At 63.9% G+C, this 14,365-nt stretch carries 10 protein-coding genes; 5 read left to right on the forward strand and 5 right to left on the reverse strand.

The window, feature by feature from the left end; translation table 11 throughout:
• Nucleotides 1-201 precede the first annotated feature (201 nt).
• Complete coding sequence (locus MKW14_RS39025) at nucleotides 202-1,161, reverse strand: ISAs1 family transposase (protein WP_240871257.1); 960 nt, start codon at nucleotides 1,159-1,161, stop codon at nucleotides 202-204.
• Nucleotides 1,101-1,358, reverse strand: coding sequence for a transposase family protein (locus MKW14_RS41430; RefSeq protein WP_308314679.1), 258 nt, complete (start codon nucleotides 1,356-1,358; stop codon nucleotides 1,101-1,103). The genes MKW14_RS39025 and MKW14_RS41430 overlap by 61 nt, the downstream gene beginning before the upstream one ends.
• A gap of 409 nt (nucleotides 1,359-1,767) precedes the next feature.
• Here MKW14_RS41430 and MKW14_RS39035 point away from each other — a divergent pair, with 409 nt between their 5' ends.
• The gene (locus MKW14_RS39035; protein ID WP_240871258.1) at nucleotides 1,768-6,219 is read left to right on the forward strand and encodes an NACHT domain-containing protein; all 4,452 of its coding nucleotides are present in this window, start codon (nucleotides 1,768-1,770) and stop codon (nucleotides 6,217-6,219) included.
• Nucleotides 6,220-6,317: 98 nt separating this feature from the next.
• Here the strand turns inward: MKW14_RS39035 and MKW14_RS39040 are convergent, their stop codons facing one another.
• Nucleotides 6,318-7,331 (reverse strand): PIN domain-containing protein, encoded by a 1,014-nt coding sequence (locus tag MKW14_RS39040; protein WP_240871259.1) that lies wholly within the window; start codon nucleotides 7,329-7,331, stop codon nucleotides 6,318-6,320.
• 222 nt (nucleotides 7,332-7,553) lie between these two features.
• On the opposite strand from MKW14_RS39040, the gene MKW14_RS39045 reads away from it, so the two are divergent.
• Nucleotides 7,554-7,949, forward strand: a complete 396-nt coding sequence (locus MKW14_RS39045; RefSeq protein ID WP_240871260.1) for a helix-turn-helix domain-containing protein — start codon at nucleotides 7,554-7,556, stop codon at nucleotides 7,947-7,949.
• A gap of 326 nt (nucleotides 7,950-8,275) precedes the next feature.
• Nucleotides 8,276-9,529 carry an IS256 family transposase gene (locus MKW14_RS39050; RefSeq protein ID WP_240871262.1) on the forward strand — a complete coding sequence of 418 codons (1,254 nt, stop codon included), beginning with the start codon at nucleotides 8,276-8,278 and terminating at the stop codon, nucleotides 9,527-9,529.
• Nucleotides 9,530-9,932: 403 nt separating this feature from the next.
• On the opposite strand, the gene MKW14_RS39055 is transcribed toward MKW14_RS39050, so the two are convergent.
• Nucleotides 9,933-10,361: a type II toxin-antitoxin system VapC family toxin gene (locus tag MKW14_RS39055; protein ID WP_240871264.1), complete on the reverse strand. Its 429-nt coding sequence runs from the start codon at nucleotides 10,359-10,361 to the stop codon at nucleotides 9,933-9,935.
• Complete coding sequence (locus tag MKW14_RS39060) at nucleotides 10,358-10,630, reverse strand: hypothetical protein (RefSeq protein ID WP_240871266.1); 273 nt, start codon at nucleotides 10,628-10,630, stop codon at nucleotides 10,358-10,360. The genes MKW14_RS39055 and MKW14_RS39060 overlap by 4 nt, the downstream gene beginning before the upstream one ends.
• Nucleotides 10,631-11,458: 828 nt before the next feature.
• On the opposite strand from MKW14_RS39060, the gene MKW14_RS39065 reads away from it, so the two are divergent.
• Together MKW14_RS39065 and MKW14_RS39070 are read left to right on the forward strand one after the other, a co-directional pair.
• On the forward strand, nucleotides 11,459-12,910 hold the full coding sequence (locus MKW14_RS39065) for an AAA family ATPase (protein ID WP_276623188.1): 1,452 nt from the start codon (nucleotides 11,459-11,461) through the stop codon (nucleotides 12,908-12,910).
• A 763-nt stretch (nucleotides 12,911-13,673) separates the two neighbouring features.
• The gene (locus tag MKW14_RS39070; RefSeq protein ID WP_240871269.1) at nucleotides 13,674-14,120 is read left to right on the forward strand and encodes a hypothetical protein; all 447 of its coding nucleotides are present in this window, start codon (nucleotides 13,674-13,676) and stop codon (nucleotides 14,118-14,120) included.
• Nucleotides 14,121-14,365: the final 245 nt, after the last annotated feature.

A 14,365-nucleotide genomic window follows, 5' to 3' on the forward strand; every position in this document is an offset into this window, starting at 1 on the left:
CAAGTACTCGGCGTCCTCGCACAACTTACGTATCGCTGCGTTCGCCTTCTCTCGTTGTCGCAAGGCGAGTTGGGAACGAATGCGTCGGAACATGAGTTGAGGATGCCACCGCAAGGTGGGCCACGAAGCGGCAATGATCACGATCGTCACCCGGCCAGAGCCGGCACCCAGGGTCCGTTGCGTGATCGGTTCTGTCCGGGTTCATCCGGTGAGGCCGAGGGCGGTCAGGGAGCGGCGGCAGTCGCGGGCGGTGTGACGTTGCGCGGCGGCGATGCTGGTGCGACCGTCCTGGCGGTGGATGCCGATGGCGAGATTGCGCAGGCCGGCCATGACGCGCGGGAGGCTGCCGGTATGGATCTTGGAGTCGTCCTCGCGGAAGGTGCGGTCCCGGACGTGGTGCAGAAGATTTTCGATCTTCCAGTGTCGTCTGATCCATGCGGCGAGCTGGGCGCCGCTCGCGCCTCCCGGCGGCAGGCTGGTGATCAGGTAGACGCGCTCGATAGTGAGCTTTCCACTGGTGAAGTCCTTGCGCCAGCGCACAACTTGGAGGGCCTGGCGGGCGTCGGGGTAGTCGATGTGCGCGAATGAGGCGGTCTTGAGGCGTCGGACCTCCTTGCGGTGGTGGGCGAGGGTGCGCTCGTAGTGGTCGAGGGCGATCTCCTGCCAGGGCAGGCGGCGGACCCGGTCGAACAGTGTGGGGTGGTTGGCCTTGACCTGGGCGATGTAGTGGGCGCCGCGGGTACGGAGGTAGGTGCCGTGGGCGTGCTGAGTGTGCAGGGCATCGGCGGTGATCACGGCGCCGGTGAGATCGATGCTGTCCAACAGGGGCTGGAAGGCGGGGATTTCGTTGCTCTTGTCAGCGATCTGACGCTGGGCAAGAACGCTGCCGGCGTGGTCCATCGCGGCGAGCAGGGTGACGTGCGTGGCGGTGCGCGAGCCGCGCAGGGCCTTCCCGTCGACCGCGATCGCCCGCAGTCCAGGCCCGGCCGGGGCGGCGCGGGCGGCCGGGAAGGCGCCGATCGCGCGGTCCAGGGCGTCGCCGTCGAGCTGGACCATCAGGCGGCGCAGGGTGTGAGGGTGCGGGACGGACACGGTGCCGGTCAGCCGGTCGACGGGGAATCCGAGGGCCGGCAGGCCCAGGCCGGGGCATCCGTGATCCATTCCGTGATCGCGGTCAGCGAGCGGGCACCGGCCAGGACACTCGCCGCAGCTGCCGTGAGCAGCGCGGACATCAGGTAGCGGCGTCCGCGAAGACCTCGCGGATCGGGCATCGTCCCCAGGAACTGCGACAGACACGGTGCGTCCGTCAGCGGGGCCGGTGCAGCGGCCTGGGCCAGTTGGTCCAGCCCAAAGGACATGAGGGAAGATGGAGAAGCAGGCACGGACTCACCAAGTGTTCATGGGACTTCGACACCCACATGATCACTGGGACCGTGCCTGCACCGCGTTCGCCCCCGCCCGAACCGGGGTGTCCCACCCCAACTGCGAACTGCCCGATGTTCCGGACAGAACCGATCATGCAACAGCCCCTGGGGCCAGACCCGAGTGTCGAGGTCGCCTACGAAGGCTGGACGTTCCCGAAGGGCGGCGTGGCCTTCGTGTGGGTGCTGGACGAGGAATTGTCGTGATCAGCTCGCTGCTGACAGTCCGGCCTCTGGGGGATGCGCGCCAACGGCATCCCCTGTTCGTGCCCGGCGCTATCGTTGAGGCACTTGGCTCAAAGGGTGCCAATCGTGATGCTGCCATGCAGTGAAGGGGAGGGGCTTCATGAGTCCTCGGCCGGGAGGTGAGGCTGACAAATTCGGTAACCGCTACGAAGGCGCCTGGACGATTCGACACGTTCTCTACGTGCTTCTTGGTACAGGCAACTCTCTAACGGTCGAGGGCGTTGGTGATCTGAGCCAGGGAGTCGAGTTCACTTATCTCTGCGGCAATACCGTGGAGGTGCACCAACTAAAGCGACAGAACGGCAGTGCAAACACCTGGACGGTCAAGTCAATTCAAAGCAAAGGGATTTGGGAGAACGTTCGCTCGCACGTGGAAGATGGACGTAATTTCCATTTTGTTTCCATGTTGCCCGCCAGCTCCCTACAAGAGCTTGCTGATCGCGCAAGGCGCTCGGGGAGCCACGAGGACTTCATTAATAATTGGCTAACAGAGGGACTCAGGGACCCTTTCGATGATCTTTCCTCTTCCGACATTTTTGGGTCGGCGGAGAAATCCTGGGAAATCTTGCAGGGCTTCTGGATCTCTTGGCCAGATGAGCAAGACATCGTAAATATGAACGGAGCGCTGGCGGAGCTGCTCTTGGAAGGTGCGGCCGGAAGTCTCGCAGCAGTTGGCTTGGGTGACTTGGTTCAAAATAACCTGGGTGTCACACTTGATGCCGCAGCAATTGAGTGTCGCCTGGGAACCTACGGGTTGAGTCGAGCCCATCTTCTTAACACGAGTGGCGTTGCCGCTCAGGTTAGCTCGGTTTCTAAGGGGTGGGGTTCGAGTATTGAGCGGGAGCTCCTCCGACCGACTATTGAACGCTCTGAGACGGACCGACTAGTAGAGCTGGTCAACGGGTCGGACAAGCTTCTCCTATTGATGGGCCATGGCGGCGGCGGAAAGAGTGCCGCGCTTCATCAGGTCTACGAATCTCTTGATGCGGATTCGGTGCCGCTTCTAGCTTTCCGGCTTGACCGCCTTGAACCCTTCTCTTCTACGACCGAGCTCGGGGAAAGGGTTGGCCTCGGTGTTTCGCCTGTCACCGCGCTCGCTGCGGTTGCTGGGGAGCGGCCCAGTGTCCTGATCGTGGACCAGCTGGACGCGGCGAGTCTGGCGTCAGGAAGAATGCCGAGGAACTTTGACGCCGTTGCGAGCTTGGTGCGCGAAGCGTCAGCATTTCCCGCAATGACGATCATTCTCGCGTGCCGGAAATTTGATGTCGAGAATGACTACCGGATCCGTGAACTCGTCGATTCTAAGAATTGTACGCATGTAGAGATTGGGGATCTCTCAGACGAGCAAGTCGTAGAGTCGGTTCGTGCAATGGGGCTGGATGCGAACGCTCTAACTGACCATCAAAAGAAACTCCTGCGCTCTCCACTGAATCTTGTACTGTTGAAGAGCATCGCCGGCGACGAAGACGCAATGGCGTTTCAAACTACGAAAAATCTCTTCGATGCCTTCTGGCAGCGCAAGCTTACCGACTGCCGTCAGAGGCGTGACACAGTTCGCTTCAACAAGGTTATTTCGACCCTTGCCGAAGCGATCAGTGCGAGACAGCGGCTCTCCGTCCCGATTACTGCTCTTGACGCCGATGATCTGGCCGATGATGCGGGAGTCCTTGTTTCGGAGCATGTTCTAGTTCGTGATGGTCAGCAAATTGCCTTCTTCCACGAGGCGTTCTTCGACTACGCCTTTGCCCGCGGTTGGATCGAGCGCGGAGAGTCACTCGTAACGTTCTTGCTGGGAGGAGAGCAAGAACTCTTTCGACGGGCGCAAGTTCGGCAGATCATGAGCCATCTGCGAGAGCTTGAGCCAGAGCGCTTCACCATCGAGACGGAGGCCCTACTAACCAGTTCTGGCATTCGGTTTCACATCAAGGATGTGGCTCTCAAAATTATTGGATCCTTGTCGAAGCCATCGGCCCGTGAATGGCAGATGGTGGAAAGTGTCCAGGATGGGAATCCAGTTTTTGGGGAGCGCTTGTGGCGCTCTCTCCAAACCGCAGAATGGTTTGAGCGCCTTGATGCTGAAGGCGTAATCGAAGAGTGGCTGGCTGGGCCTGACGAAGCAGACCAAGGGCGAGCCATCGACATTATGGTTGGCGCCGCAAAGACCAACCCCGATCGCCTAGCAGCGATCCTTGAGGCACACAAAGCTGCGCCCGAGCATCCGCAGCGTCTTCTTTGGGTGACCCAATTCTCTGACCTCTACCGTAGTCGCCCGCTATTTGAACTTCTCCTCGATGCAGTGAGGAGCGGTCACTACGCAGCAAGGACGGATGAGCTGTGGCTATCGGCTCACGATCTCGGCAAGCATGAGCCAGAGTGGGCAGTGGAGTTGTTGGCCGCTCACCTTGTCGATCGGCCTGACGCAATGGCCGTGGGCAGCGGTGGAAAGGTTGAGGCACTCCTTGACCGGGATTACTCCGTAATTCAGCTGGTGCAACTCGCGGCAGCTGGAGCGCCCGATTTTTTCTGTGAACACCTAGTCCCGTACATGCTGCAAGTGATGGCTGCGACGGCCTATGAAGGCGGCGAGGACCGTCCTCCTAGAGATCGACACTTCTCTCATAGGCACCCACGGACTAACGTTCATGAGCTTGAAGACGCACTTCTAGCTGGAGCTGCTACGGCGCTTCGTGGATTGGTGGAAAAGGACGCTGAGTCGGCTCGCCCTGTTCTCGAAAGCCTCGCATCTGCCCCTCACGACACTGCGCAGTGGCTCCTCTACGAAGCATTGCGCGCGGCGGGCAGCCATTACGCGGAGTGGGCAGTCGAGCTTCTACTTCAGGGAACCCGCCGATTCATTAGTGGCTACTATGCGGCAAACGCTGTATGGAAAACGCGGGAACTGATCCAGAGCACGAGTCAGTTCCTGTCTGATGAGACATTTTCCAGGCTTGAAGCTGCGATTCTCGAAGTTCGTTTCCCGTGGGAGTCCAAGCCAACGGGCTGGTATCCGTTCAATCTGCTTTCAGCGATGCAGGAAGATCGACTGTCTGAACAAGGGCGCCGTCGACTCGGCGAACTGCGCAGGAAGTTTGGCGCCGATCAACCAGCCGAGCCGCAGGGCATAACGGGTGGCGCCATCGGCGCTCCCATCAATCAAGCTGCTGCTGAGCGAATGAACGATGAACAGTGGTTGGGCGCCATCACAAAACACAACTCAGAGAAAACCGACTGGCGGACGCACACTGGTGGTGCATACGAGCAATCGCATGTCCTTCAGGAACAAACGAAGAACGATCCGGAGAGATTCTCTCGGCTAGCTCTTCGGTTTGATGAAAGCGTCCACCCTGCCTATGGTGACGCAATCCTCATGGGACTAGGCAACGCCGAAGCCCTTGCTGACCCCACGCCGGTTTTTGAAGCAGTCCGACACATCGCTTCTCTCGGACACGAGGCAAACAATCGGTGGCTTGGATCTGCTATTCGGAGGTATCTCACGGTAGTTCCTCAAGATATCGTCCAGCTTATTGTTGACCGCGCGAGTTGTTCTGTTGATCCAGTTGATGGCAGCTTGACTGTCCGAACTGAAAATCAAGAGCACACACAAGGCCGCGACCTGTACACGTCAGGGATCAATTCTTCGCGGGGAAGTGCGGCAGAGATTTTGGGTGACCTCCTCATCTATGATGCGGATGGTTCTCGAACGACACTGGTACTTCCTGTTCTCGACACAATGGCAGTGGATCCTGCCATCACCGTGCGTTCTTGCGTTGCGCATGTGATTCACGCTTCTATGCGACACGCTCGTCCTGATGCATTGCGGGCCTTCGGTCAGTTGATCAACGCAGGCGACGAACTTCTCGCCACTCATGCTGTAGTCCGGCTTATGGCTCACATTGGGTTTGAGGACCCTGGCGTAGTGAGACCGGTGATTGAACGTATGCTTCAATCGGACGTCTACGAGGCGCGGCAGTGCGGCGGGCAATTGTCTGCTCTGGCTGCGATGCAATGGAGCTCGGCAGAGCTGCTTGATTCGATACTATCAGGCGAAGATGTAGCCAGCCGCATTGGAGCCGCCGGGGCTTGTGCCCATGGGCTGTCGAACGCGACCGATACCGCTATCGCTCAGCGGGCCTTCGAACAGCTGATTGATGATCCTGAAGAGAACGTTCGCAAGGCCATTGCCGAGTTTGCGTCCGCGGTCCGTGGCAGTCGTCTGCGCCCCTTGAAGGATCCACTTAGGCAGCTAATAGAGTCTGCCTCCTTTGAGGAGGCCCTACCACAGCTGCTGATCACCATTGATGAAGCGCCTGACCGAGTTGACGACTTGGCTTTGCAGTGCGCACGCCGGTTCATCGAGCTCCAAGGGAGCGCTGCCGGAAACATCCAAAATCGAGCAGCGGCTGATGCGCGGCATGTTGGGGAGCTTCTTGTGCGAGCGTATGCGCAGTCCACGTCCAGCGAAGGCCGTGGGCAGGTACTTGATCTACTGGATCAACTGCTACTCATCGGCGCCTTTGGCGTGGCGGACCTGGTAGAAAGGTCTGAGCGCTAGAGCTCGGATATACACACATATTCAGCCCGGCTGAGGAAAAGCCCGTATCTTCAAAGAATGCGCCGCATCCATAGCTGGTGCGGGGCCGATTGACCGGTTCACAGGACCCGCGGCGCGACCTCACGCCCGAGCTGCCACCGGTAACGCTGGACCCGTACGAACTCCGTCCCTTCGTCCAGTGCGCACCGCACGTCCTTGATGCTGGCGCCCGGGCCCTCCGGGAACCGTGCCTGGATCAGGTCGTGTACCTCGGCAGCAAGTAGCGGCTCGTTCTGCCGAGCCAAGACGATCGCGATTCTCTGACGAAGCGTCGGCTGCGACGGGGCACCGAGGACGACCTTGCGCAGTTGCTCGACTCCCCGCTGTTCCTTCGCCATGGCCTCCGCGAACTCGTAGCTGACTCCCTCGAAGATCTTGTTTGCGACCTCGGCAGCGGCCTTGCGCCGTTCGGGCTTCTGGAGAAGCAGCGCGCCAGCGCCAAGGACCAGGCCACCGAGAATCCATGGGGACACGTTGGCCTTCCGCCCAGCGAAGGAGAGCAGGCCGGCGACTCCTCGGACCGGAAGAACAGCGGCGTTCATCAGGGCGACTTGGCCCTGGTGGCCGTCGGTGACGTCGACGGCTGCCTTCGCCATGTCGAGCCACCGCTTCGGGGCAAACCCTGGGCGCTTCAAGTGGATGTCATCCGAGAACACGACACACGGCGCGATGAGCTTGGCCAACCTGCCTGTCGGCACATCGTCGGGATCGGTGATCGCGAGCACTTGCGGGTCGGGGGCGTCGGTCTCCGACACCGTGACGAACCGCAGTACAGGCAGATACTCGGCTTCAAAGTAGGCCCGGAGCGTGTCCAGCGGAACCGGACTCGACTTCGCGATCCTTGGCAGGTGCTCGTACAACTCATCTAAGACGTGATCTGCCGCGTAAAGGACCACGTCGCCACAGTCACTCATGAGGAGCAAACGAGAGCGTCGACCCGCGTTCCGGCAGTCGTTGTCGATGCTCGTCAGCAGGACGTTAGTGTCCACGATCGCGACCAGATGCGGCGTATTTGAGCTGTAGGGGTCAAGGGACCTTGGTCTCGCGAGCGGCACAAGCTGATCGTCCGTCATGGATCAACGGTAGTGGGCCGGGAGCATGCGCTCCACCGGGTTCCGACACCGCGCCCTCACCCCTGCCAGTGTCTAGACCGAGCCCCTTCAGCGCCCGACCGCATCGCGGTTCCTCAACAGCCTCTGCGCAGAAGCGACCGTGGTGCTCCCGAAGCACGCGCCCTACCCAGAACGGCAGGCGGGGTGGCATCCTGCTTCATCCTGCGACGGAAGAGGTAGCGAGTGGCAACGCGTCCGGATCCCGCTGCGAAGAAGTTTGCCCGTTTTGTGAAAGATGCAGCTACCAGGGCTGGATATGCCGTCAACTCCTCGTCAGGGGACGGCAAGGCCAAGCTCGCTGAACGGACTGGCATGTCCGAGGCCGACATAGCCAAGATCCTTAACGGGGAGTTCGATATACCGTCAGACCCCCTCAAGCCCTTGGCGGATGCCCTGGACGTAGAACAGAAAGAGCTGCTCAGGGCAGCCGGAGTGCTGGAAGACAAGACCGCGAGAGCAGGAAGCCGCCCACTGACCGTGCAGCTTGCTGCACAACGGCTCGGCATTAAGTCCCAGAAGAATGTGGCGGCCTTCGAGACCCTGGTCGCGGCGCTGCTCGACGCGGAGAAGCGTCGCTGACCTGGCGAGCCGCGGGGTCGCTAAACTCCACCCTCAGAAGCGCCCGACCACCCGCCGTAGGTCGGGCGCTTCTCGATCGCTCAGTACTGCGGAACTGAGGTGGCAGTGTGGTTCGGGTTCACCTCTCCCGCCCCTGCGCATCCCTCATCTGCACCCCGGCCTGATTCAGGGCCTTCCACACCGTGCTGCAGCTGACGCCCAGGAGCAATGCTCAGGACTTGTGGATCGGTCTTCGGGACGGGACGCGAAGGGCGTACCTTCCCGAGTGATCTACAAGTCACCGAGTAGAGGCCCGCGTTCGCAGCGCGGGTCGGGAAGGCACGCCCGTGCTCAGCGTAGTGAATGCCGACGGCTCGACCGAGTCCGGCTCCCTGATCGACGAGATCGTCCGTGAGGGTGCCCGGCGGATGCTCGCCGCCACGCTGGAGGCCGAGGTCAACCAGTACATATCCGAGTTGGCCGCCGAGACGGACGCGGCCGGGCGACGCCTGGTGGTGCGCAACGGCCACCACCGGCCCCGCACCGTGACCACCGCGGCCGGGCCGGTCGAGGTCACGGCCCCGCGGGTGAACGACAAGCGGGTCGACGCTGCCACCGGTGAGCGGATGCGGTTCTCCTCGAAGATCCTGCCGCCGTGGTGCCGCAAGTCGCCCAAGGTCAGCGAGGTACTGCCGCTGCTCTACCTGCACGGACTGTCCTCGGGGGACTTCGTGCCCGCGCTGGAGCAGTTCCTCGGCAGCTCGGCCGGGCTGTCGCCGGCCACCGTGACCCGGCTGACGAAGCAGTGGAGCGACGACCACGCCGCCTTCCAGCAGCGCGACCTCGCCAAGTCCGACTACGTGTACGTGTGGGCCGACGGCGTGCACCCCAAGGTCAGGCTCGGCCAGGCGCACTCCTGCGTCCTGGTGCTGATGGGAGTGCGCCTGGACGGCACCAAGGAACTGATCGCCCTGGCCGAGGGCCTGCGCGAGTCCACCGAGTCGTGGGCCGACCTGCTGCGCGACTGCCGCCGCCGGGGCATGCGCGATCCCGAGCTGGTCGTCGGCGACGGCGCGATGGGCCTGTGGAAGGCCCTGGCGGAGGTGTTCCCGGCCGCCCGCCACCAGCGATGCTGGGTCCACAAAGCCCGGAATGTCACGAACGCCCTGCCGAAGTCCGCACAACCGGGCGCGACGAAGGCGATGCAGGAGATCTACAACGCCGAGGACCGCGCGCACGCCGAGAAGGCGATCGAGGCGTTCGCGAAGACCTACGGCGCGAAGTGGCCCAAGGCCGTCGCGAAGATCACCGAGGACCGCGACGAGCTGCTGGCGTTCTACGACTTCCCGGCCGAGCACTGGATCCACCTGCGGACCACGAACCCCATCGAGTCGACGTTCTCCACGGTCAAGCTCCGCACCAAGGTCACCCGCGGCGCCGGCAGCCCTGCCGCGGCCCTCGCCATGGTGTTCAAGCTCGTCGAGTCCGCCCAGGCCCGCTGGCGCGCGGTCACCGGAGCCCACCTCGTCGCCCTGGTCCGCGCAGGCGCCACGTTCGAAAACGGCGTCCTGGTCGAGCGTTCGGAGGACGCCGCTGCCTGATCACGCGTCACCCGAACCACAACTCTTGACAATTACTCGAAAGCGAGTCACGAAGGCGCACTGTGTCTGACCAGGCGCGGAGCATCGATCAGCCCCTCGGAAGCGATCTTCCGAGGGGCTGTTCTCATGGGTGCGGGGACAGATCGGGGACACCGCGGATCGGATCCAGCGGGGACACGGCCGCTACACCGCCGCCTCCCCCGACTCGACGGGGCGAATCAGCGGGGGACGAGCGCCTGCTCATCGGCGCCGGAAGCCGGGGCGACAACAGACTCGGCGTCGCCGGAGGCCCCGGATTTCCCCCCTACCTGGCCACAGCCAGCGCCGCCAGGAGAGAGTCGAGGTCTCCAGTGCAGGTGATCCCTCCCTCGTCATCGGGGGACCGACGCGACGCTGCGGCCACCTACAGTTGCTGCTCCCACGGATTGACCACCAGAGCGCCGGTTCGAGCCATGTGCTTGATGTTGCGTGTGGCAACTGTCCAGCCGTTGGCCAGGGCGGTGGCAGCGATCAGGGCGTCTGGTGGGTCAATGCTGGTGCCGGCGGCCTTGAGCGTCTTGTGGACCGTGAGGTAGGCGGCCGCTTCCGGCTCGCCGATCGGCGCGATGCGGTCACGATAGTCGTGCCGTACCACGGCGAGAGCCTGGGCATAGCGGGCCTGCCGCACGGGATCCGCCGTGGCGGCAACGCCGGCCTCGATCTCGGCCACGGTGATCACGCTCAGGAAGCGGTTGGGTCGGGCCGTGGACTTGAACCAGGACAGGACGCGGGGGTCGGGTTTCGCCCGGGTCGTGAGCTCGGCGACGACGTTGGTGTCGAACAGGTAGATCACTCGGCGTCCGTCTGCTCGTCGTAGGAGCGGGCGCCGAACTCCAGCCCCTCGAATGGCCGGGAGAGCAGGAACTCCTCGAAGCCGTCGTTGCTCAGCGCCACCCAGTGGTGCAGCATTTCAGGCAGTGCCTCGATCTCCGTGTCGGCGAGCTCTGCGTCAAAGTGCCGACGTTGCTCCTCAGGCAGGGACTCCCGGATGTCGCGGATGGTCCGCAGCGGGTGCGACGACGGGGGCGGCGGGTGAGGCACGCCGCTCGGGGCTGTGGTCATCGGCATCCCTTCCGCTTGAACAGGCTGCGTACTGCTGCTGGCCCCAGGCTACGGGTTCCCGCCCACCTGCTCACAGCTTTGGGCCGGGAGCGGGGCATCCGTCAGCTTGCCCGCTGAGCGACAGCGGCAGCTCGCGCCAAGTGCGCCCGGTCGTCCTTGTCGATGAGGCTCCGCTTCACGCACCCACACCCAACCCAGTGGCCAACCGGAACGGATTCAGCACACATGAGGCCGGGAAACCCCGCGAACATGCGAGAACCACGGAGGGGTATTTCCCCAGGACAGACGGGTCGAGCAGTGCTTTTGCGCAGGTCACAGCCTTGATCAGAGAAAACTCCTGAAGCGGGTGTCGCAGGTTCGAATCCTGCCGGGGGCACAGAGAAATGCCTGGTCAGAGGCTACATCGACCCTCCATGGACACCATGGAGGGTCTTTTGCATGCCCGATGGGAACATTCTGGGAACGGAACAATGGGGCATTTGTGCGCCTTTGCGTTGACCAGAAAGCCGCACACGTTTTCTACGGATTCACGCCGTGGCCGCGACCGCCCTGACCGCATCGTGCCCGATCATCACGGATGATGTCTGCAGCATCCGAGCCACCCGGGCATTGAAGGATGCCGGCGTTGGACTCCTCCTCGACCGCGAGGCGGGCAAATCCCTGGCCGAGATGGACTGCGGGCCACTATCAGGAGCACACCGAAGGGCACTTCGCCGGGGATGGCGACGCGATCCAGCACGTACCTGGCTCGCGGCGAGGATCGAATAAGTCCAGATATAATAAGCGCACCTATCCATACAGAGGTGCGCAGTGGACAAACCCGCCGAGATGTTCGACCGCGACTTCGAGTGGGCCGAGCTGACCCGCTTCGCCGCCCTGCCCGGCCCGCGCGCCACCCTCGGCGTGGTCTCCGGTCGCCGCCGCCAGGGCAAGACCTTCCTCCTAGACGCCGTCACACGGGCAAGCGGTGGATTCATGTTCACCGCCACCGAGACCACCGAGGCCGACGCCCTGCGCCAGTTCGGCGAAGCCCTCGCCCGCCACCGCGACCAGCCCACTCCATTCCGCTTCGCCCACTGGGACGAGGCCGTGACCGAGCTCATGCGCATCGCCGACAGGGGCGGCCCCACCGTAGCGGTCATCGACGAGTTCCCCTTCCTCGCCAAGGCCTCCCCCGCCCTCCCCTCGATCATCCAGCGCGCCCTCGACCCCGCCGCCCAGCACACCAACACCCCCGTACGGCTCCTGCTGTGTGGCTCCGCCCTGTCCTTCATGGGCGGGCTCCTCGCCGGCAACGCCCCGCTGCGCGGCCGCGCCGGCCTGGAACTCGTCGTCCCCACCCTGGACTTCCGCCTCGCCGCCGAGTTCTGGGAGATCACCGACCCGCGCACCGCACTGCTCACCCACGCCATCGTCGGCGGCACCCCCGCCTACCGCCGCGAGTTCACTCAGGGCGACATCCCCGCCGGACCCGACGACTTCGACGCCTGGGTCACCCGCGCCGTCCTCAATCCCGCCCGTCCACTCTTCCGCGAGGCCCGCTACCTACTCGCAGAGGAACCCGAACTCCACGACACCGCGCTCTATCACTCCGTCCTGGCCGCCATCGCCGCCGGAAACGCCGCACGCGGCGGCATCGCCGACTACCTCGGCCGCAAGTCCACCGACCTCGCCCACCCCCTGAGCGTCCTCCAGAACGTCGGCATGATCACCCACGAGGTCGACGCCTTCCGCCGCAACCGCTCCGCCTACCGCATCGCCGAACCTCTCATCGCCTTCTACCACTCGGTCATGCGCCCCTCCTGGGGCGACCTGGAACGCCCCGGACGCGCCCCCACCGTCTGGCGCCGCGCCCAGTCCACCTTCCGCAGCAAGGTCGTCGGCCCGCACTTCGAACAGGTCTGCCGCGAATGGGCCCGCTGGCACGCGTCCGCCCCAACCCATGGCGGGCAGGTCACAAGGGTCGCCAGCGGGACCGTCAACGATCCTGCCGCGAAGACCAGCCACGAAGTCGACGTCGCAGTCCATGGCGAGACCGACAGCGGCCGCGAAACCCTGCTCGCCATCGGCGAAGCCAAATGGAACGACGTCATGGGAAAGAGCCACCTCGAACGTCTCCAGCACATCCGTGCACTCCTCATCGCGCGCGGCACCGCCACTGACCTCACACGGCTCCAGTGCTACAGCGGTACCGGCTTCACCGACGAACTGCGCCACCTCGCCGAGAACGACCCCGCCATCCAACTGGTCGATCCAGTGCGCCTCTACCACGGCGACTGACGCGGTCACGTCCCCGCCCTTGTACGGGAACCGTGGTCTGCGGATGGGAGCGCGCCGGGAGGCGACCGGGCTGAGCAGTTCCCGACCGGAGCGAGAACCAGCTAGCCTGCAGTCAGGCGGCTGACCTGCGGAAACAACCATTGGATCAACTCCCGGGCCGAGAGAGCGGACCTGTCGCCCCTCAAAGCAACTGCGGCGCCAGGGAGGCGCTCCAGTCGGCCTCGGACTCCTCGTCCGGGGCCGTTTGCGTGAGCGGTGCGTGAGCGGACGGAGGGTTGATCTCCGGAATTTCTCGCAACGGATCAGCGCCATCCGGCACGGACTCCGGGCCGGGATGCTCCGCGTCGTCGGGCGCGGCCTCCGCTTCGGGGGCGGTGTTTTCGGAGGTGGCGCGGGCGCGCGGGACGAGCCGGGCTGCGGCCTCGGCGATCTGCCTCAGCCGCTCTCATCAGGCGACTGACCGGCGTAAACAGCGAATTCCCTCCGGGGTTCGTCCCTCTCTTCGCCGCCAACACCGTCCGTCGAGGGCACGGAGTGACGGTGTGGAGGTGATGACGGTGAGGCCTCGACGGTTGGCCTGCCCCTGGCCGCCGGGCAGGGGCAGGCGCGTCTGTTGCCAGCTGGCTTCCTTGGTCAACTCTCCTTGCTGGAAAGGAAGTTGGGTGAGGACAGCGTATTGCCAAGCAGAACTTGAACATGCAACATATTTACCGCCGGTAACCACCGGTAACTCTGGCCCCACAACAGAGAAAAGGAGTCACACGTGATCCGTGTGAGGAGAATCGTCGCCGCTCTTGGCGCGCTCGCGGCCGTCACGGCGGCGGCCGGCCCGGCAACAGCCGCGAGTGCCGACAGCAACCAAACGTACATCGGCTTCATCGCGCCCACCGCCGGCCAAGCTGTGCAGTTCGGCGTCAACGGAGGGGCGGCCTACTACTGCTTCCGCTGGCCCGGCGGCGTCAACACCGGCGCACCGACCTACGCCATGTCCGGGATGGAGCTGTGGAACCCCTACCTCGGCATCTGGCAGAAGGAAGCCGACTGGAAGTTCAGCCGGGAGTTCCGCACGACCGAACTCACGGCCCAGCTCTTCGCGAACGCGGACAACCTGCCGGGCGACGGCTTGCCCTGCAAGGGCAAGCCCCTGTCGGCGGAGCGGAAGCTACCTGACCGTCCGGCAGTCGACGTCTACTACGTGGATTTCCGCTGACAGCCGCGCGGTGAACGCCGCCAGGTGACTCGCCGGGCGGCCGTATCGGGTGGCGCCGTGCCGGTTTCCGCACCGCGCCACCCGTCGTCCCTCCGGTTGGGCCAGCGCCGGCCGGTGACCGCGTTCTTGGCGCGAGCCGACCACAAGCGAAGAAGTCGAAGCCGCGTAACAGGTCCCGCCGTTCGGGGCGAGCGCCGGCGCGCGGCATGCTCGCCCGGTCCCCCCCATCGGCAGGGTGTGGCCCT

Origin of the sequence: Streptomyces gilvus (assembly GCF_022513565.1) — a bacterium.
Taxonomy (GTDB): Bacteria; Actinomycetota; Actinomycetes; order Streptomycetales; family Streptomycetaceae; genus Streptomyces; species Streptomyces gilvus.

Coding starts and splice junctions, on each gene's coding strand:
- MKW14_RS39040 (WP_240871259.1), bottom strand. CDS start 7,331: ATGACGGACGATCAGCTTGTGCCGCTCGCGAGACCAAGGTCCCTTGAC.
- MKW14_RS39025 (WP_240871257.1), bottom strand. CDS start 1,161: ATGGATCACGGATGCCCCGGCCTGGGCCTGCCGGCCCTCGGATTCCCC.
- MKW14_RS39060 (WP_240871266.1), bottom strand. CDS start 10,630: ATGACCACAGCCCCGAGCGGCGTGCCTCACCCGCCGCCCCCGTCGTCG.
- MKW14_RS39065 (WP_276623188.1), top strand. CDS start 11,459: ATGTTCGACCGCGACTTCGAGTGGGCCGAGCTGACCCGCTTCGCCGCC.
- MKW14_RS39035 (WP_240871258.1), top strand. CDS start 1,768: ATGAGTCCTCGGCCGGGAGGTGAGGCTGACAAATTCGGTAACCGCTAC.
- MKW14_RS41430 (WP_308314679.1), bottom strand. CDS start 1,358: ATGTCCTTTGGGCTGGACCAACTGGCCCAGGCCGCTGCACCGGCCCCG.